The sequence below is a fragment of the Pseudomonas sp. Marseille-Q5115 genome, assembly GCF_916618905.1.
Lineage (GTDB): Bacteria > Pseudomonadota > Gammaproteobacteria > Pseudomonadales > Pseudomonadaceae > Aquipseudomonas > Aquipseudomonas japonica_A.
Genome location: NZ_CAKAKI010000001.1, coordinates 149656 through 168871 on the forward strand (window position 1 = coordinate 149656; position 19216 = coordinate 168871).

Genomic DNA, 19216 nt, shown 5'->3' on the forward strand with positions numbered 1-19216 from the left:
CGGCAGAGAGAAAGCCGCCATTCTACCGCATCCACCGGAGGCTGGCACATGAGCGCCCGTCATCCTGGGGATGACCGGGGTTCAGCTGAGGGCCGCGAGCGGCCAGCTGCAGGCCATTGAGCTGCAAGCTGCAAGCCACAAGCTTAAAGGCGCCGCGAACCTTCTTGCCGCTTGTAGCTTGAAGCTCGCCGCTGCGGATCAGTCGAACATGAACAACGCGTCGTTGCTGAATTGCGCTTCGAACCGGTTGGCTTGCATGGGCCGGCCGAACAGATAGCCTTGCACTTCATCGCAGCCGTGTTCGCGGAGGAAGTCCAGCTGGTCGTGGGTTTCGACGCCTTCGGCGATCACCGAGAGGTTGAGGCTGTGGGCCATGGCAATGATTGCGCGGGCGATCTGTGCATCCTGTTCGCCCTCAGGTAGCCCATCCACGAAGGTACGGTCGATCTTCAGCACGTCGATCGGGAACTGCTTCAGGTAGTTGAGCGAGGAGTAGCCCGTGCCGAAGTCGTCAACGGCAATGCTCAGGCCGAGCATTTTCAGGCTGTCGAGGATCTGCATGGCCTCGTTCACGTCCCTCATCAGGATACTCTCGGTCAGCTCCAGCTCAAGGCACGCAGGCGGTACGCCGGTTTCCGCGAGGATGCTCGCAATGCGCTTGCCCAGCTGGCCGTCGGAGAACTGCCGCGCCGATATGTTCACCGACACCTTGGGCACCCGTACCCGGGCCTGATGCCACGCTTTCAACTGGCGGCAGGCTTCGGTCAGTACCCAGTCGCCCACATCTACCACCAGCCCAAGCTCTTCGAGCACGGGGATGAAATCCTGAGGCGGGACCAGCCCTCGCCTCGGGTGGCGCCAGCGCAGCAAGGCCTCGGCGCCAGTAAGCCGTTTTCCATCCCCGCTGAGCTGGGGTTGGTAGTACAGCACGAACTCTTCCTGCTCCAGGGCGTGGCGCAAATCGCTTTCGAGTTCCAGCCGCTCCAGCGCACTGGCATTCATGTCCGCCTGATAGAACTGGAAGTTGTTCTTGCCGCGTTCCTTGGCGTGATACATCGCGGTGTCGGCGTTTTTCATCAGCTGGCTCAGCTCGCTACCGTCCTGCGGGCTAAGGGCAATGCCGATGCTGGCCGTGACGAAGAACTCCCGGTTCTCGAGCACGAAAGGCGCGTGGAGATTACCGAGGATCTCCTCCGCCACGTGGATAGCTCGGGTAAGCGCCGCTTCGCGGCTGCCGCGCGGCTGCAACAACAGGGTGAACTCGTCACCGCCCATGCGCGCGACTGTGTCGTCTTCATCCACGCAGGCCAGCAAGCGCATGGCCATATCCTTGAGCATGCGGTCGCCCGCTGCATGGCCCAGCGAGTCATTGATGGGCTTGAAACGGTCGAGATCCAGGAACATCAACACCACCCAGGCCTTCTGCCGTTCGGCTTGCTGCAACGCGGTAAACAGGCGGTCCTGGAACAATGTGCGGTTGGGCAGGTGGGTGAGGGCGTCGTAGTAGGCGAGCCGGTGGATACGCTGCTCGCTGGCCTTGCGCTCGCTGATATCGCTGAAGAAACAGACATAGCTGGCCAGGTCGCCTTCTTCATCCAGTACCGCAGTGATGCCTACCCAAGCCGGGTAGTGTTCGCCGTCACGCCGTTTAAGGCGTATTTCCCCTTCCCAGCTGCCATTGAGGTGAAGCTGCTTGACCACGTATTGCAGGTGGGCTTCCTGCTGTTCGATGACCGTGAGCAGTGTGGGTAACTGGTCCAGCACGTCTGCGGGCTGATAACCGGTGACGCGGCTGAACGCTTCGTTCACCTGCACGATATAGCCGGCCGGGTCGGTGATGAGGATCGCGGAGGTGGAGTGCTGGAACACCGTAGCCGCCATGCGCAGGTCTTTCTCGGCCCGCCGCTGTTGGCTTACGTCGCGGCCTACGCCGAGGATCCCTTCGAAGTTGTCGTGTTCGTCCCAGATCAATACCAGGCGCAGCTCGATGGGGATCTTGCGGCCATCCGCGCGCAGGCAGTCGAGCATGAACGTCTGGCTTCGCACCTGCGTACGCAATTCTGCCAGCAAAGCCGGCTCGCCCAGGGCGGCGCGTACCCGTTCGAGCAGCGCCTCCAGGCCTGTGACCTGGCTGGGCGTGGCGATGGTGGATTGCCAGCCGTTATCGAACACCGATTGCACGTCATAGCCGAGCACGGTTTGAACGGAGGGGCTGACGTAGTTGAGCCTCAGGCGGCTGTCGGTCGAAAAGATCACGTCACTGATGCTTTCAGCGAGCATTCGATAACGCTGTTCACTGTCTCGTAGCGATTGGCTCGCCTCGATCTGCTCGGTAACGTCCTTGGCCACGCCGATGATCCGCGTTACCCGCCCGGCAGTATCCTCGGTGAGGCTTTGCTCGCGGATGTCGAAACGCCGCCAGCTGCCATCCCTGTGCTGGAAGCGCAGCTGGCATTGCAATTGACCGGCATAACTGGTGTCCCGCTGGTACTGGCGCAGGGCACGGTATTGCTCGGCATCCACCGGATGCATGAGGGCTTCCCAGAACTGGTCGCCCAAGTCCTGAACTTCGCTATGGGTGTAGCCCAGCGTCATGCCCAGGTGATGGTTGCTGTAGAGCATCTTGCGCTGGAGCACGTCGGCCACATAAAGATGATCCGGCACCGCCCGTACCACGTCCGACCAGAACCGCTCGCGCTCTACCAGCGATACCTGGGCCTGCTTGCGTTGCGTGACGTCGTTGAGGCTTAGAATCACTTCATCCACGCTGCCATCTTCAGGCACGCGGATCTGTGCCCACACATGGCGGGCAGCGCCGTCGGAGCCAGGCAGCGAAAACTCGAGTTCCACCGTGGCAGGCGCGAGCAGCGCGACCAGCAATTCGTAGGGAAGGCTCTGGGGCACCAACGTGCTGCTGCCAACCAGCCGCGCCCATACCGCGCTGGCGTCCTGAAGCTGCAGCAGGTTTAGTGCAACCTGGTTGGCTTCGGTCAGGTGCATGGCTTCGCGCAACACCCGATGCTGGGCTGGGTGTGCTTCGAGCCATGGCAGGATGTCCTCGATGCGCCGCAAGCCGGCGAGCGTGACCAATTGGCGCAGGTCCCGCAGGTCGAACACGCAAAGGCCAACCCCGGCACCTTCGAAAATATCCTGATAGCGACGCCGTTGTGCTTGCACTTCCTGCTGCCTGCGGCGCAAGTCACGCAGTACCAGCAAGGGCAGAATGGTGCAGGCGAGCCCTAGCGCAAGCTTGCTGAACAGGCCGGGAAGTAGCGGCAGCCGCGCAAGCTGCGGATCAAACAGCCCATCCAGGCGCCAGCCGCTGCCCGGCAGCGAGTAACTGGCGACGCTGGTACGTTGCTCCTCGGCGGACGATGCCAGAACCGGAGCAGGGGAGGTACCTGCGGTTGCCTCACCCGAGGCCCGGTAGATCGGTCGGCCTTCGGCATCCTTGACCAGCCACTGGGACCAACCGTGGTCGCCCAGGTGGGGCGCCAAAAGGCCATAAAACGACGGAGCGAAGCGTAATACCCAGAAGCCTTGGCTGCGAGGGTCACGCAGGGCTAGCCAGGTTTCAGTGCCGTCCGGGCTGTTGCTGTACCAGTAGCGGGTGTTGCTGGCGTGCTGCGTCAGCTCGGGCAGCGCATTGGATAACGCCGCTGAAGGGCGCTCGCCGGGCAGGGGCTGGCCATTGGCACCCAGATGCACCGTGCCGATCAGCCCGGCCTGCACACCCTGTCCACCCGGCGGCGTTCCCAGCAGCAGCGCGTTGAGGCTGCTCTCGGCAAACAATGCCATGTTCAGGCCCAGGCGATCCGCCAGGCTGGCGCTATGCTCTACGGCAGCGGCGCGTTGCTCATCCTGATTGCGGTGATATTCGTTCAGCACCTGCCACACCAGCAGGCCGAAGAGGAGCAACACCAGCACGGCAAGCGCGCTTTTCAGCGAGCCGGAAAAAGAACCACTGGCCGCAGGGGTTCGCTGGCGCAGGGACGACGACTGATCGAGGTTGCTCAAACTGAAATCCTGCGGTGTTGCGCCGAGACCGCCAGTGGCGCTGCGCGCGTGCCATGGGCCGCGAAAGGCCCATGATAACAGGCGCTGCTGCCGTTGACAGGCTAGCATGCCGCCATGTCTGGCAAAGTGCCAGCCCTCGGGCTGCAAGTTTGCCCTCAATCACGCATTCCGGTAGTTTTGACCGTCTACCGAAACGCGCTTTTCATCTGTGCGCGCCATCATCGTTACCAGTCAGGTTTACCCATGGCCCAATACGTCTACACCATGCATCGGCTGAGCAAGGTTGTTCCGCCGAAGCGGGAAATCCTAAAGAACATTTCCCTGTCTTTCTTCCCTGGCGCCAAGATTGGCGTGCTGGGCCTGAACGGCTCGGGTAAATCCACGCTACTGCGGATCATGGCCGGGGTAGACAAAGAGTTCGACGGCGAAGCCCGTCCGATGCCCGAGCTGAATGTGGGTTACCTGCCTCAGGAGCCCGAGCTGGACCCGAACAAGAACGTTCGTGAAGTGGTGGAAGAGGCCGTGTCCGCCATCAAGGACGCCCAGGCGCGCCTTGATGAGGTGTACGCCGCCTACGCCGAGCCGGATGCCGATTTCGACAAGCTGGCCGCCGAGCAGGCCAAGCTCGAATCCATCCTGCAGGCCTCCGACGGGCATAATCTCGAGCGCCAGCTGGAAGTGGCCGCCGATGCCCTGCGGCTGCCGCCATGGGATGCCCGTATCGAACACCTTTCCGGTGGTGAAAAACGCCGTGTCGCGCTGTGCCGCCTGCTGCTTTCGGCCCCTGACATGCTGCTGCTCGACGAACCCACCAACCACCTGGACGCGGATTCGGTGGCCTGGCTGGAGCGTTTCCTCCATGACTTCCAGGGCACCGTGGTAGCCATTACCCACGACCGTTACTTCCTGGACAACGTTGCCGGCTGGATCCTGGAGCTGGACCGTGGCCACGGCATTCCATACGAAGGTAACTATTCCGGCTGGCTCGAAGCGAAGTCCGAGCGGTTGGCGCAGGAATCCAAGCAACAGTCCGCTCATGAGAAGGCGCTCAAGGAAGAACTGGAGTGGGTGCGCAAGGGCGCCAAGGCGCGGCAGTCCAAATCCAAGGCCCGCCTGCAGCGCTTCGAAGAACTGCAGTCGCAGGAATTCCAGAAGCGCAGCGAAACCAACGAGATCTACATCCCGGTGGGCCCGCGCCTGGGCGACAAGGTGATCGAGTTCAACAACGTCACCAAGAGCTATGGCGACCGGGTGCTGATCGACAACCTTTCGTTCGCTATGCCCAAGGGCGCGATCGTGGGCGTGATCGGCGGCAACGGCGCGGGTAAATCCACGCTCTTCCGCATGATCATGGGCAAGGAGCAACCGGATTCGGGCACCATCGACATCGGCGATACCGTGCAATTGGCATGCGTGGACCAGAGCCGCGAGGACCTGGACGGCAGCAAGACAGTGTTCCAGCAGATCTCCGACGGCTCGGACCAGATTCGCATCGGCAACTATGAAGTGCCGTCCCGCACCTATGTGGGCCGGTTCAACTTCAAGGGTGGGGACCAGCAGAAGTTCGTGAAGGACCTCTCCGGTGGTGAGCGCGGCCGCTTGCACCTGGCATTGACTCTGAAGGAAGGCGGCAACGTGTTGCTGCTCGACGAACCGTCCAACGACCTCGACGTAGAAACCCTTCGTTCGCTGGAAGAAGCGCTGCTGGACTTCCCGGGCGCCGCCATTGTGATCTCCCACGACCGGTGGTTCCTGGACCGTGTAGCCACGCACATCCTGGCCTACGAAGACGACTCCCAGATCGTCTTCTTCGAAGGCAACTACACCGAGTACGAAGCCGATCGCAAGAAGCGCCTGGGCGAAGCCGCGGCGCAACCGCACCGGGTCAAGTACCGCAAGCTGGCGTAACGGAGCACCGCTGCTAGAGGTGTCATCTGTAGCAGCGAGGCTTGCCCGCGACCTGCGACCTGCGCTCAGTCAGGCGTAGCGGAGATAGCCAGTACTTCCAGCACATGTTCACCCGCCGGGCGGCGCCATACCACTTCGTCGCCCACTTTCGCGCCCATCAGGGCGCGGCCGAGCGGAGAGGCCCAGTTGATCAGGCCAACACCTACGTCAGCCTGATCCTCTCCCACCAGGCACACTTGCCGGTGCATGTTGTGCTCATCCACATAACTGACCCAACTGCCGATCTGTACCGTGTCGGTCGCTTGAACCGGCGGCACGACCTTCGCTGTCTGCAAGCGTTGATGGTAGTAGCGCAGGTCACGCTCCAAATCCGCCAGCGCCTGGCGGTCGGCGCGTTCGCCCAAGGCACTCTGCTCCAGGTGTAGCGCCCGGAGCTCATCGGCCCGGGCGCGTAACTGCACCAGGCCCGACTCGGTCACGTAGTTGGGAAGGGTGCTTACCATCCGCTCCACCGGTTGGCTGGCGTGGGCGGCTGCCTGATCTTCATTGACGAATGCGCGGCTCATGAATGTCCCTCCTGGTACGTCTCCTTTGAATAGGCAATAGCTGACCGCCTGGAGTTTCCATTCAATGCCCAACAGTGATCAATTGGAGTGGTAGGCCCGCGCCTTGCCGTTGTCCACGTCGCGCTGCCAGTCCCGATCGCGGTCGTTCAACACTTTGTCGTGAAGATCCTGCCGTTCCTGGTTGGCCAGCGCAGCCTGACATTGACGGAACCCATCGTCCCAGCCGCTGCTGTAGAGTTTGTCGGACAAATAGCGAGGCACGTTCTTGGTATAGGTGCCTGTGATGGAGCCGGCGGCGCCGCGGCCGCTGCCACATCCGTCCTGGTAACCGTCGGCGAAGCCCGGCGGATAACCCTGCTGCAGCAACTGTTCGTGAGTCGTCGTACAGCCGGCGAGCATGATTACGCCGAAGACCACACACCACTGCATCTTCATGTTGGATACCTCAGGCGCCAGGCCAGCTGCCCGGCATAGGTATCAGTTTAGGTGTGTTTTTGTAGATTAAATGTCAATCGTCGGTCAGCGTTTGGTCGGTGCGTCAATAGTGGTACCACTTGAGCTCCAGCAGCACTTCGTTCACCGGCCCGCCGAGGTGGCTGAAGTCTCTCTGCGCCGCGAGCCGCACGCCGAGAGTAGGGCTTAACTCCCATTGCTGGGCCAGGCTCAGCTGGCGCCGCGCTTCACCATTGGTGAAGTAATCGCCCTTGGCTTCCAGGCGCAGATTGCCCAGGCCGTTGCGCCACAACAGCCCGGTGTCAAAGCCTGCCGCTGGCGCCGCGAACGCCGCGAAGTCATTGTTGTGCTCTACCCGCAGCGTACCCAGGGCAAAGCCCAGTACATCCGGCGCGAGCTGCCAGGTTCCTCCCGCGCCACCATTCAAGTGCGTGACCAGCACGTTATCGCCATGTTTGCCCAGCACGCGCTCCAGGCCACCGCTGACTTGCCACGACCAGGGTTTGAGCAGGTCGTTGCGCGGGGACAGTGAGCGGATCGTTGCAAGGTTGAACTGTTGCAACTGCCACTCGCCACCTTCGTACTGGCGAACTTTCAGCCCACCGAGTTCGATCTGCGCGCCCAGCGGGAAGCCGTAGGCGTTGTCCTGCAGGTCGTGATACGCCATGCGCAATCCATATTCGGCAAACGCGCGATCATCGCGGGTACCCAGCCCCAGCTCCCAGGTTCGAGAGGGGTGACCTTCTTCTGGCAACCCCGGGCGTTCTACTGCCAAGGCAGGCGGAGGGTTGCGGTTGATAGCCTGCAACAAGGCGAAGCTGCGCTGGCTTCGCTCGGCATCCCGGGGCTGGCCGGTTGCCTCGTAGCGCTGCAGCCGGTAGGCCGTGTCGAGCACCAGGGCCTGTTGCGCGCGGGGCAGGGCGTTGAACGTTGGGTCGGCCGCAGCCGCTGGCGTATCGGCCATGCGTTTGGCAAGCGCCTGCTCCGAGGCGCTCAAGGGTGTGGCACGGGCCAACAACTCCCGTTCGCGGGAGGGCCTGTAGTCGGTGCGCTGTACCAGCCCGGCGGCTTTTACCGCTTTCACCGTATCGGTGGGGATTGCCGCCAGAGGGAATTGCTCGGTCAGCTGCAAGCCGGGCCGCGCCACTTGCAGGAGTTCCAACAGCCGGTACGAACAGTTTTCGTCGAAAAAGTAGTAATCGAAACGTATCTGCTGCAGCTCCCACACATGCTCTACCAGCCGGCCGGTTTCTTCCGGGGTGAGGTTAAGCTGGTATTCCCACAGGTCCCGATTTTCCAGGCTGCGGTATTCGGCCAGTTTCTGTTGATACGGCACCAGCGAGAACAGCCCGGGGTAGCCACCGGCCAGCCCTTTCCAGGCATAGAGCATGCTGTTGTCACTGCCTTCTACATAGGCGCCGAAGTTGATCGCATAGCTGAGCAGCGCCGTCTGGTCGGCCTGGGTGTCGGCCTGATCGATGCGCAGCAAGGTATGCCCGAACATCGAGGAAGGGCTGTTGAGGTAGGCCGCCGGGAACACCAGCACGGTCGAATGAGGCGAAATGTCGCCGTACCAGTGCTGGAAGTCCGGGCAATCCACCTGGGGCAAATCGTCAAGGTTCAAGCGGGCGCGCAGCCACCGCGTACGTGCAGGAAATACACACTGGGCATGCCGGTTGCCCAGGTTGGCCGGGGCATACAGCGCCCGGAGCGTGGCGGCCAATTCATCGGCCGGGCTGTAGCGGCCGTTTTCTGCCAGGAAAAAACGGCGATCATCCACGTAGCTGTGCCAGCCACGCAGGCGTTTGTATTCGTAATGCCCCAAGGCGATCCAGTTCGGGTCTTGAGCCAGGCGATCCAGGGTGGCGGGGGCTATGGACGGAGCGGCGTTGAGCGAGGTGCAGGCCAACAGGGCCAGCCATAGAAAGCGGGTGAGCATCCCTTGCATCCGGCAAATGACAGAACCCGCCCCAAGCGGGGCGGGGACACGCAGCGACCTTACGCCTGGGTGGCGTACTTGGCCAGACGTGGATCGTTTTTCAGTACATTGAGGGTGTTGGCGTGAACGTCTTCAGCCGTCACGTCAGCGGTTTTGAAAATGTCATTGAAGTGCTGGTGGGTCACGCTGGAGAAGTAAGCGCGGTCTTCAGGTTTTACGCCCAGTACCACTGCATAGGTGGTCAGCGCTTCGCCTTGGCCTTGCGCCATGTCTTCGGACAGTTCGTTCATCATGCCATTCATGGCAATCCACGACTTGCCGCCATAGGTCAGCGCGCCGCTGGTGTTGCAACCGTTGGTTCCGGAGGTCATCCCGAACGTGGCGTTCCCGGAAGTGCCGTTGGTGGTAGAAGCCAGGAAGTGAGCCGGGGTGCCGCGCTGGCCTTCAAACAGCATGTTGCCCCACCCGCAGTCCGGGCCACCGGGGGCCTGGGCAAATGCCTGGAGGGAAGCGACGGTAAACAGGGAGCCAAGCAGAATCCGTTTCATAGCATTGTTCTCGCATGTCGATCAAAATGGCCTGTGCCCTTTCGAGCACCAGGTGCACGCCTGCCGTTGGGCTGGGCGCGCATGTTGGAGTTTAGGCAGGGTTTGCGGTTCCGTCGGCCTTGCTACGCATTTAGCGCACACCGCGCACGCCTTGTGCTTGTCTAGGCAGCGCTCCCTTGCCAGCCGCGCCTTGCGAGCGCCAGAATGCTCAAAGTTTGTAAACCTAAGGAAGCCTGATGCCCGATTCCGTTGCCGCCCGCCTGCGTCTCGCACCTGAAGCCCTGGCGCGGCCGTTCACTGCCGAGCAGTTCAGTTTCGCCAGCACCGAGGACCTGGAGCCCTTCCGCGGTGTGTTGGGGCAGGAACGCGCTGTGGAGGCCTTGCAGTTCGGTGTGGCCATGCCCCGCCCGGGTTATAACGTATTCGTGATGGGCGAGCCGGGTACCGGTCGCTTTTCTTTCGCCAAGCGTTACCTCAAGACTGAAGCCAAGCGCATGCAAACGCCTTGCGACTGGGTGTACGTCAATAATTTCGATGAGCCGCGCAACCCGCGCGCGCTGGAAATGCCGCCAGGCAGCGCTGGTGCGTTCATCAGCGATATCGGCGGGCTTATCGACAACCTGCTGGCGACGTTTCCCGCAGTGTTCGAGCATCCTTCCTACCAGCAGAAAAAAAGCGCCATCGACCGCGCCTTCAACCATCGCTACGACCGTGCGCTGGATGTGATCGAGCGTGCGGCGCTCGAGAAGGACGTGGCCCTGTACCGGGACAGCAGCAATATCGCCTTCACTCCGATGCTCGAGGGCAAGGCGCTGGACGAAGCGGAATTCGCCGGGCTGCCCGAGGCGGATCGCGATCGCTTCCATAGCGACATTGCAGCCCTCGAGGAGCGCCTCAACGAGGAGCTCGCCAGCCTGCCGCAATGGAAACGCGAGTCCAGTAACCAGCTGCGCCAGCTCAATGAAGAAACCATCACCATTGCGCTCCAGCCTTTGCTAGGCCCCTTGTCCGAACGGTATTCGGAGCAGGCCGGGGTATGTGCCTATTTGCAGGCTATGCAAGTGCACTTGCTGCGCACGGTGGTAGAGCAGCTGGTCGACGACCCCAAGGGCGATGCCATCGCTCGCAAGATGCTTGAAGAACAGTACGCGCCCAACCTGGTGATCGGGCACCACGCCAGCGGGGGCGCGCCTGTCGTCTTCGAGCCGCACCCCACCTACGACAACCTGTTTGGCCGCATCGAATACAGCACGGACCAAGGCGCGCTGTACACCAACTACCGCCAGCTGCGGTCGGGTGCGCTGCACCGGGCCAATGGCGGTTTCCTCATACTCGAAGCCGAGAAGATGCTAGGTGAGCCGTTCGTGTGGGATGCGCTCAAGCGTTCCTTGCAATCGCGCCGCCTGAAGATGGAATCCCCGTTGGGCGAGTATGGCCGGCTGGCGACAGTAACCCTGGCGCCGCAGATGATCCCGCTCAATGTGAAGGTGGTGATCATCGGCTCCCGTCAGCTGTATTACGCGCTGCAAGACCACGATCCGGACTTCCAGGAGATGTTCCGGGTACTGGTGGACTTCGACGAAGACATCCCTATGGACGGGGACAGCCTGGAGCAGTTTGCCCAGCTGCTTAAAACCCGTACCTCCGAAGAGGGTATGGCCGCCCTCAGCGCCGATGCAGTGGCCCGGCTGGCGACGTACAGCGCTCGCCTGGCCGAGCACCAGGGGCGTCTGTCCGCCAGGATCGGCGACCTTTTCCAGCTGGTGAGCGAGGCGGATTTCATTCGCCAGGTGGCGGGCGACCCGGTGACCGATTCGGGCCACATCGAGCGCGCGCTCAAGGCCAAGGCCACCCGTACGGGCCGAGTGTCGGCACGCATCCTCGACGACATGCTCGCGGGCATCGTGCTGATCGACACCTCCGGCGCCGCCGTGGGCAAATGCAACGGGCTCACGGTACTGGCAGTGGGCGACTCGGCGTTTGGCGTTCCCGCGCGTATTTCCGCCACGGTGTACCCCGGCAGCAGCGGCATCGTGGACATCGAACGCGAGGTCAACCTGGGGCAGCCCATTCACTCCAAAGGCGTGATGATCCTCACGGGCTACCTGGGCAGCCGCTATGCCCAGGAGTTTCCGTTGGCAATCTCCGCCAGCATCGCGCTGGAGCAATCCTATGGCTACGTGGATGGCGACAGTGCTTCGCTCGGCGAAGCATGCACGCTCATCTCGGCACTGTCGCGCAAGCCGCTCAAGCAGTGCTTCGCCATCACCGGCTCGATCAATCAGTTCGGTGAAGTGCAGGCCGTAGGCGGGGTGAACGAGAAGATCGAGGGCTTCTTCCGGCTGTGCGAAGCGCGTGGGCTTACCGGCGAGCAGGGCGCGATCATCCCCAAGGCCAACGTGGCCACGCTCATGCTCGACGAGCGTGTGGTGAAAGCTGTGCGCGACGGCACCTTCCACGTGTATGCGGTCAGCCAGGCGGATGAAGCGCTCAGCTTGCTGGTCGGCGAAGAAGCAGGCGAGCCCGATGCGAACGGCAACTTCCCGGAAGGCAGCGTGAATGCATTGGTGGTGGATCGCTTGCGGGCCATCGCCGAGGTCATCAGCGAAGAGGAACTGCGTGAAGCCGAGCGAGAGCACAAGGTAGAAGCGCTGGCCGAGGTCAAGCCCTGTTCCTGAGCCATTGGCGCCGGGCGCGATGACCGCTCGGCGCTCATCTGCCCGGTGTACGGATCTTTTTGCGTGGTTGCGGTCTGAGGAGAATCCACCCAGCGGAGGGACCGCAGCATGGATCATTCGCTTAGCCTCACTCGCCAATGCCTTGGGCTCGAAACCCGCATCGAGTGCATCATCCGCCCTGTGGCTGGGAATGTGGGCCACTGGACCCTGCTGTTCGCGGCCGGAATGGCGGGCGAGCAGCCCACGGCAATCAAGGCACAAGGTCCGTTCTACGGGGCCAAAGCCGCGGAATCGGTACTGGATGCCATCGTCGATAGCCTGACGCTACACGGCTACCAGCTACGGCACGACCCGCAAATCTGGGACATTCACTTGCACGGCCAATTGCGCAAGATCAACGCCGAGCGCGGTCGTCACCTGGGCGATCACCTGGCCCGGCCAGACGCCTGAACTTATCTGATAGCGAGCGTGCAATCTCTTGGGGCATTCGACCGCATCCCGCGGCCGGGCCGACATTGGTATACTCACGGCCGATTTTTAAGCTACCTGTGAGTTGCAATGGAACGTCTGATCGAAAGAACCATGTACGCCTCGCGCTGGCTGCTGGCACCGATTTACTTTGGCTTGTCCTTGGGTTTGCTGGCCCTGGCGTTGAAGTTTTTCGAAGAAATCTTCCATATCCTGCCCAATGTGTTCGCCCTCGCGGAGTCCGAGCTGATCCTGGTGCTGTTGTCGCTGATCGACATGGCGCTCGTGGGCGGGCTGCTGGTGATGGTGATGATCTCGGGCTACGAAAACTTCGTGTCGCAGCTGGACATCGACGAAGGGTCGGAAAAGCTCAGCTGGCTCGGAAAAATGGACTCCTCGTCGCTCAAGATGAAAGTCGCGGCTTCCATCGTCGCCATTTCCTCTATCCATTTGCTGCGCGTGTTCATGGACGCCCAGAACATCGGTGCCGACCACTTGATGTGGTATGTGATCATTCACATGACCTTCGTGATTTCGGCGTTCGCCATGGGCTACCTGGATAAGCTCACCAAGCATTGATGTGCTAGGCTGCTCCCCTTTTTGGCTGGCCGGCTTGCCGGCCTTCAACGGAGCAGTGCAATGCCTGAATTGAACTTCACTACTGACGAAACCCGCGTCAGCTATGGCATCGGCCGCCAGCTTGGCGACCAGATCCGCAGCAACCCGCCACCCGGCGTAAGCCTGGACGCGCTGATCGCTGGCCTCACGGATGCTTTCCAGGGCGAGCCTAGCCGTGTGGCACCGGAAGAGCTGAACAACGCCTTCCGCGCCATTCGCGAAGTCATGCAGGAGCAGGAGCGCATGAAGGCCGAAGCCGCCGCAGGCGAAGGCCTGGCGTACCTGGCCGAGAACGGCAAGCGTGAAGGCGTTACTACGCTGGCGTCCGGCCTGCAGTTCGAAGTGCTGACCGCTGGTGAAGGTGCCAAACCTACCCGCGAAAGCACCGTGCGCACCCACTACCACGGCACGCTGATCGACGGCACTGTGTTCGACAGCTCCTACGATCGCGGCCAGCCGGCTGAATTCCCCGTTGGCGGCGTGATCGCTGGCTGGACCGAAGCGTTGCAGCTGATGAACACCGGCAGCAAATGGCGCCTGTACGTACCGAGCGAGCTGGCCTACGGTGCGCAAGGCGTGGGGTCGATCCCGCCGCACAGCGTGCTGGTATTCGATGTAGAGCTGCTCGAAATTTTGTAAGTTCGCGGGCGGACCTGGTCGCGGGCAAGCCCGGCTGCTACGGGCCGGCGTGGCTTGCCGGCGACCCGGTAAACACCGGGTTCAGGCTTGCCCCGATCGGGGCCTCAATGCAACTCACCCGCCGGGCGCAATGCCCGTGCGTAGCAGAACAGGAACAGATTGCGCACCAGCTCCTTCTGTACATGCGGTTCGATAGAGTTCAGCCCCTCGTAATCCAGCTCACCCTGCTCTCGCAGCTCGTCCAGGGCGTCTTCGTGCAGCACCGCGCACACTTCGCCGGTTTCCCGATGGAGAATGCGCAGGTAGGGATGAGTACGGTCGAGCCAGGCGTCGATGAGGTAGGTCACGATCATTCTCCTTGATGGGGTTCAGTGAGAATAATTCGTATTTGCAGTTTTGCAAAGGCCGGTCTCGCCCGGCTGTCGTTACGCCTTGCGAACGAACTCGGACTTGAGCTTCATCGCGCCGATACCGTCGATCTTGCAATCGATGTCGTGGTCGCCATCGCACAAGCGGATGTTCCGCACCTTGGTCCCCACCTTCACCACCAGCGAAGTGCCCTTGACCTTCAGGTCCTTGATCACGGTTACGCTGTCGCCGTCCTGGAGCAGGTTGCCAACCGAATCTTTCACCACGCGTGCGTCATCGTCGCTGCTGGCGGCTTCGCCCGCTGTCCATTCGTGTGCGCATTCCGGGCAGATCAGCTGTGCGCCGTCTTCGTAGACGAACTCGGAGGCGCATTGAGGGCAGGGTGGCAAAGACATGTGGGTTCCTCGAGGTAATGGCGCACGCGGCTGTTACCTCGCCAGCCTGTCAGGCAGGCAGGTAACGCCACTGGGGGGGAGGGTATCAGTAGGTGCGAGCGACGGCGAATTCGCTCAGCTCCACCAGCGCATCACGGTATTCGCTGGCGGGAAGAGCGTCCAGGCAAGCAATGGCGCGGCTGGCGTAACCTTGTGCCATCTGGGCCGTATAGGCTAGGGCGCCGGAAGCCTCGACGGCTTCGCGAATGCGTTCGAGGTCTTCGATACCGCCTTTCTGGATCGCCTGCCGGACCAGGGCCGCCTGCTCGGCGGTGCCTTCGCGCATGGTGTAGATGAGGGGCAGGGTAGGCTTGCCCTCGGCGAGGTCGTCGCCCACGTTCTTGCCGAGGGTGTCAGCGTCGCCCTTGTAGTCGAGCAGGTCGTCCACCAGCTGGAACGCCACCCCAAGGTGGTCGCCGAACTGGCGCAATGCTTCTCGGGCCTGGTCGCTGGCGCCGGCCAGGGCAGCCGCGCTGTGGGTAGCAGCTTCGAACAGCATCGCGGTTTTGCCGCGAATGACCTCCATGTAGGTTTCTTCGGTCGTGCTGGCGTCCCGCACCTTGGACAGCTGCAGCACCTCGCCCTCGGCGATGATGCGCGTGGCCTGGGAGAGGATCTGCATGACCGGCATGGAGCCCAGCTCGACCATCATTTCGAAGGAACGGGAATAAAGGAAGTCGCCCACCAGCACGCTAGGCGCGTTGCCCCACATGGCGTTCGCCGTGGACCGGCCGCGGCGCATGCCGGACATATCCACTACGTCGTCGTGAAGCAGGGTGGCGGTATGCAGGAACTCGATGGTTGCGGCCAATAGCCGCAGGTTGCCCCCCTCGTAGCCCAGGGCTTTGCCGCCCAGAAGCACCAGCAGCGGGCGGAGGCGCTTGCCGCCAGCGGAGATGATATAGTCGCCGATCTTCGATACCAGCGGCACCCGCGAGGTCAGCTGCTGCTTGATGATCTCGTCGACGGCGGTGAAATCTTCCGCCACCACACGATAAAAGGCTTGGGGTTGCATCAGCGACTAACGCTCCATAAAGGTTGCGCGGCATGCTAGGTGTCAGGTCCCGGCCTGTCAAGGCGGCGCCCCCGCGCCACGGGGCCCGGGAGCGCAGGGCAGGGTGCTTCGCTCGTCCAGCGGCCCTTGCGCGGCTACCTTGCGTTGCGTACAATCGCGCACCCTGAACTTCCTGGGCATCACCTGCCTTACGCAATTGCAGTTGGGTCCCCTTGGGGTTTCCCGCCCGCTGCAGCCATGCCAGCCGAGACCTCTTCCTATAAAGCGCTGGGTGAGCAGGATTAACGGAGAAATATCATGTACGCAGTAATCGTTACCGGTGGCAAGCAATACAAGGTCGCCGAAGGTGAATACCTGAAGATCGAAAAACTGGAAGTCGCCACTGGCGAATCCGTTACCTTCGATCGCGTTCTGTTGGTTGCCAATGGCGACGACGTGAGCATCGGCGCACCTGTTGTAGAAGGCGCCAAAGTGGTTGCAGAAGTAATCGCCCAAGGCCGTCACGACAAGATCCGGATCATCAAATTCCGTCGTCGTAAGCACCACATGAAGCGTATGGGCCACCGCCAGTGGTTCACCGAGATCAAAATCACCGGTATCCAGGCCTGATTTTTCCAGCCTGATCCGCACATTGGAGTATTGAACTCATGGCACACAAAAAAGCTGGTGGTAGTACCCGCAACGGTCGCGATTCCGAAAGTAAACGCCTTGGCGTGAAAATGTTCGGCGGCCAGGTCATCAAGGCCGGCAACATCATCGTGCGTCAGCGCGGCACCCAGTTCCACGCCGGCTACGGCGTTGGCATCGGCAAGGACCACACCCTCTTCGCTAAAGTCGAAGGCGTTGTGAAGTTCGAAGTCAAAGGTGCGTTCGGCCGTCGTTACGTAAGCGTCGTCGCAGCCTGATCGCGACCCCGCTGAAAAGCCCTGTCTCGCGACGGGGCTTTTTTGTTTGTAGTGAGTCTCTTGCAAAGCTGTCTGCTTGAGCTCCAGCGCTGTTCTACTCGGTCGTTGATTGGGGCGCTGCGCTCATTTTTGCAAGAGCCTTATGTTTTCTGGCTTATAGGCTCGCCCTGGTGGCGAGAGGCATGATTTATGAAGTTTGTAGATGAAGTATCCATCCGCGTGAAGGCGGGTGACGGTGGTAACGGTTGCATGAGCTTCCGTCGTGAAAAGTTCATCGAGAACGGTGGCCCGAACGGCGGCGACGGTGGCGATGGCGGCTCGGTGTTCCTGGTGGCCGACGAGAACCTCAATACGCTGGTGGACTATCGCTACACCCGCCATTTCGACGCGCAGCGCGGCGAGAATGGCGGCAGCACCGATTGCACCGGCGCCAAGGGTGAGGAGCTGGTATTGCGTGTGCCCGTGGGCACCACGGTGATCGACGCCAGTACCCAGGAAGTGATCGGCGACCTGGTAAAGCCAGGGCAGCGCCTGATGGTCGCCCAAGGTGGCTGGCACGGCCTGGGGAACACCCGCTTCAAGTCCAGTACCAACCGCGCGCCACGCCAGACCACGCCAGGCAAGCCTGGGGAGCAGCGTGACCTCAAGCTGGAAATGAAAGTGCTGGCAGACGTTGGCCTGCTGGGTTTGCCGAACGCTGGCAAAAGCACGTTCATTCGCTCCGTTTCGGCCGCCAAGCCGAAGGTAGCCGACTACCCGTTCACAACCCTGGTGCCAAACCTGGGCGTGGTCAGCGTAGACCGTTGGAAGAGCTTCGTGATCGCCGACATCCCCGGCCTCATCGAAGGTGCTTCGGATGGCGCTGGGCTGGGGATTCGCTTCCTCAAGCACTTGGCGCGCACACGCCTGCTGTTGCATCTCGTGGACATGGCGCCGTTCGATGGCAGCAGTGCCGCCGATGCCGCCGAAGTGATCGTGAACGAGCTGGTGAAATTCAGCCCCTCCCTGGCTGAGCGCGATCGCTGGCTTGTGCTGAACAAGTGCGACCAGTTGCTCGAGGAAGAGCACGAAGCCGCCGTGAAGGAAGTGGTCGACCGCTTGCAGTGGGAAGGCCCGGTATACGTGATCTCCGCGCTGGCAAAGGAAGGCACCGAGCGCCTCAGCCGCGACATCATGCGCTATCTGGAACTGCGCGCCGAGCGTATCGCCCAGGAAGAAGGCTTTGCCGAAGAAGTGGCCGAGCTGGATCAGCGCATCGAGGACGAAGCCCGGGCGCAGCTGCAAGCCCTGGACGATGCCCGTGCCCTTCGCCGTACCGGCGTGAAGAGCGTGCACGACATCGGCGACGATGATGACTGGGACGACGAAGACGACGAGGACGGTCCGGAAATCATTTACGTGCGCGACTGATTGGTTGCAGTACACTACAGCGCCCCGGTTCCGGGCGGGCAGGCAGGCTGAATGGCCCTGGCTCCCGATCGGGCCGGGGCGTTGTCGTTTGTGATTTTTCTGGGTTGGGCAGGCAAGGACAGGAAAGATGCGAAGCAAGGTAACGGGTGCGCAGCGCTGGGTTGTAAAGATCGGCAGCGCGTTACTGACCGCGGATGGCAAAGGCCTCGACCGCAGGGCCATGGCGGTGTGGGTGGAGCAAATGGTTGCCTTGCACGAAGCGGGCGTAGAGCTGGTGCTGGTGTCTTCAGGCGCGGTGGCCGCCGGCATGAGCCGCCTGGGCTGGGCTCAGCGCCCCACCGCAATGCATGAGCTGCAGGCCGCCGCCGCGATCGGTCAGATGGGGCTGGTGCAGGCCTGGGAATCCAGTTTCGCTCAGCATGAGCGCCGCACGGCGCAGATCCTGCTCACTCATGACGACCTTTCGGACCGCAAGCGATACCTGAACGCTCGCAGCACGCTTCGCGCGTTGGTAGAACTGGGCGTGATCCCGGTGATCAACGAGAACGACACCGTGGTCACCGACGAAATTCGCTTCGGCGACAACGACACCCTGGCGGCACTGGTCGCGAACCTGGTCGAAGCTGACCTGCTGGTGATTCTCACCGACCGCGACGGCATGTTCGACGCAGACCCCCGAAACAACCCCGACGCCAAACTCATCTACGAAGCCCGAGCCGATGACCCAAGCCTGGACGCCGTAGCCGGCGGTACGGGTGGGGCGCTGGGGCGCGGAGGTATGCAAACCAAGCTGCGTGCCGCCCGCCTCGCCGCCCGTTCCGGCGCTCATACATTGATCGTGGGAGGGCGCATCGAGCGCGTGCTAGATCGGCTCAAGGCCGGTGAGCGCCTCGGCACGCTGCTGTCGCCAGAGCGCGGCATGCTGGCGGCACGCAAGCAGTGGCTTGCCGGGCATTTGCAAACCCGCGGCACGCTTCAGTTGGACGAGGGCGCCGTGCAGGCACTGCGAGCAGCCAGCAAAAGCCTTCTCCCGGTGGGTGTGAAAGCGGTGCAGGGTGGCTTCCGCCGGGGTGAAATGGTGGTGTGCCTGGCGCCCGATGGTTCGGAAGTGGCCCGAGGCCTTACCAATTACAGTGCCGCGGAGGCCCAGAAGATCATCGGCCAACCGTCGGACGCGATTCATGGGGTGCTGGGCTATATGGCCGAGCCCGAACTGATCCACCGCGATAACCTGATCCTGGTATGAGGG

At 62.0% G+C, this 19216-nt stretch carries 17 protein-coding genes; 9 read left to right on the plus strand and 8 right to left on the minus strand.

Annotated features, from left to right (window positions below; translation table 11 throughout):
* Nucleotides 1–198: 198 nt before the first annotated feature.
* The gene (locus LG385_RS00750; protein ID WP_413247298.1) at nucleotides 199–4017 is read right to left on the minus strand and encodes an EAL domain-containing protein; all 3819 of its coding nucleotides are present in this window, start codon (nucleotides 4015–4017) and stop codon (nucleotides 199–201) included.
* Between the two features lie 243 nt (nucleotides 4018–4260).
* On the opposite strand from LG385_RS00750, the gene ettA reads away from it, so the two are divergent.
* Entirely contained in the window at nucleotides 4261–5925 is a 1665-nt protein-coding gene (gene ettA / locus LG385_RS00755; protein ID WP_181115719.1) for an energy-dependent translational throttle protein EttA, read from the plus strand.
* A gap of 65 nt (nucleotides 5926–5990) precedes the next feature.
* Here the strand turns inward: ettA and LG385_RS00760 are convergent, their stop codons facing one another.
* The 4 genes from LG385_RS00760 to LG385_RS00775 form a co-directional block, all read right to left on the minus strand.
* Nucleotides 5991–6491: a GreA/GreB family elongation factor gene (locus LG385_RS00760; protein WP_181115717.1), complete on the minus strand. Its 501-nt coding sequence runs from the start codon at nucleotides 6489–6491 to the stop codon at nucleotides 5991–5993.
* A gap of 78 nt (nucleotides 6492–6569) precedes the next feature.
* Nucleotides 6570–6926: a hypothetical protein gene (locus LG385_RS00765; protein ID WP_181115715.1), complete on the minus strand. Its 357-nt coding sequence runs from the start codon at nucleotides 6924–6926 to the stop codon at nucleotides 6570–6572.
* Between the two features lie 103 nt (nucleotides 6927–7029).
* Entirely contained in the window at nucleotides 7030–8883 is a 1854-nt protein-coding gene (locus tag LG385_RS00770) for a DUF4105 domain-containing protein (RefSeq protein ID WP_225771681.1), read from the minus strand.
* Nucleotides 8884–8942: 59 nt separating this feature from the next.
* Entirely contained in the window at nucleotides 8943–9431 is a 489-nt protein-coding gene (locus tag LG385_RS00775; RefSeq protein WP_181115711.1) for a DUF3015 domain-containing protein, read from the minus strand.
* A 236-nt stretch (nucleotides 9432–9667) separates the two neighbouring features.
* Between LG385_RS00775 and LG385_RS00780 the strand changes: the two genes are divergently transcribed.
* The 4 genes from LG385_RS00780 to LG385_RS00795 all read left to right on the plus strand — a co-directional run bounded on the left by LG385_RS00780 (nucleotide 9668) and on the right by LG385_RS00795 (nucleotide 13834).
* Complete coding sequence (locus tag LG385_RS00780; protein WP_225771684.1) at nucleotides 9668–12109, plus strand: Lon protease family protein; 2442 nt, start codon at nucleotides 9668–9670, stop codon at nucleotides 12107–12109.
* Between the two features lie 108 nt (nucleotides 12110–12217).
* Nucleotides 12218–12559 carry a hypothetical protein gene (locus LG385_RS00785; RefSeq protein WP_225771686.1) on the plus strand — a complete coding sequence of 114 codons (342 nt, stop codon included), beginning with the start codon at nucleotides 12218–12220 and terminating at the stop codon, nucleotides 12557–12559.
* Nucleotides 12560–12667: 108 nt separating this feature from the next.
* Nucleotides 12668–13156, plus strand: a complete 489-nt coding sequence (locus LG385_RS00790; protein WP_181115705.1) for a TIGR00645 family protein — start codon at nucleotides 12668–12670, stop codon at nucleotides 13154–13156.
* Nucleotides 13157–13216: 60 nt separating this feature from the next.
* On the plus strand, nucleotides 13217–13834 hold the full coding sequence (locus tag LG385_RS00795) for an FKBP-type peptidyl-prolyl cis-trans isomerase (RefSeq protein ID WP_225771688.1): 618 nt from the start codon (nucleotides 13217–13219) through the stop codon (nucleotides 13832–13834).
* Between the two features lie 104 nt (nucleotides 13835–13938).
* On the opposite strand, the gene LG385_RS00800 is transcribed toward LG385_RS00795, so the two are convergent.
* The 3 genes from LG385_RS00800 to LG385_RS00810 all read right to left on the minus strand — a co-directional run bounded on the left by LG385_RS00800 (nucleotide 13939) and on the right by LG385_RS00810 (nucleotide 15652).
* A complete protein-coding gene (locus LG385_RS00800) occupies nucleotides 13939–14181 on the minus strand; it encodes a hypothetical protein (protein ID WP_225771690.1) in 243 nt (80 codons plus the stop codon).
* Between the two features lie 78 nt (nucleotides 14182–14259).
* Entirely contained in the window at nucleotides 14260–14598 is a 339-nt protein-coding gene (locus LG385_RS00805; RefSeq protein ID WP_225771692.1) for a zinc ribbon domain-containing protein YjdM, read from the minus strand.
* 85 nt (nucleotides 14599–14683) lie between these two features.
* The gene (locus tag LG385_RS00810; RefSeq protein ID WP_225771694.1) at nucleotides 14684–15652 is read right to left on the minus strand and encodes a polyprenyl synthetase family protein; all 969 of its coding nucleotides are present in this window, start codon (nucleotides 15650–15652) and stop codon (nucleotides 14684–14686) included.
* 297 nt (nucleotides 15653–15949) lie between these two features.
* Here LG385_RS00810 and rplU point away from each other — a divergent pair, with 297 nt between their 5' ends.
* The 4 genes from rplU to proB all read left to right on the plus strand — a co-directional run bounded on the left by rplU (nucleotide 15950) and on the right by proB (nucleotide 19213).
* Nucleotides 15950–16261, plus strand: a complete 312-nt coding sequence (gene rplU / locus LG385_RS00815) for a 50S ribosomal protein L21 (protein WP_181115697.1) — start codon at nucleotides 15950–15952, stop codon at nucleotides 16259–16261.
* A gap of 38 nt (nucleotides 16262–16299) precedes the next feature.
* A complete protein-coding gene (gene rpmA, locus LG385_RS00820) occupies nucleotides 16300–16557 on the plus strand; it encodes a 50S ribosomal protein L27 (RefSeq protein WP_040261664.1) in 258 nt (85 codons plus the stop codon).
* Between the two features lie 189 nt (nucleotides 16558–16746).
* Nucleotides 16747–17967 (plus strand): Obg family GTPase CgtA, encoded by a 1221-nt coding sequence (gene cgtA / locus LG385_RS00825; protein ID WP_181115695.1) that lies wholly within the window; start codon nucleotides 16747–16749, stop codon nucleotides 17965–17967.
* 127 nt (nucleotides 17968–18094) lie between these two features.
* Nucleotides 18095–19213, plus strand: coding sequence for a glutamate 5-kinase (gene proB, locus LG385_RS00830; protein WP_225771696.1), 1119 nt, complete (start codon nucleotides 18095–18097; stop codon nucleotides 19211–19213).
* The last annotated feature ends 3 nt before the right edge of the window (nucleotides 19214–19216 follow it).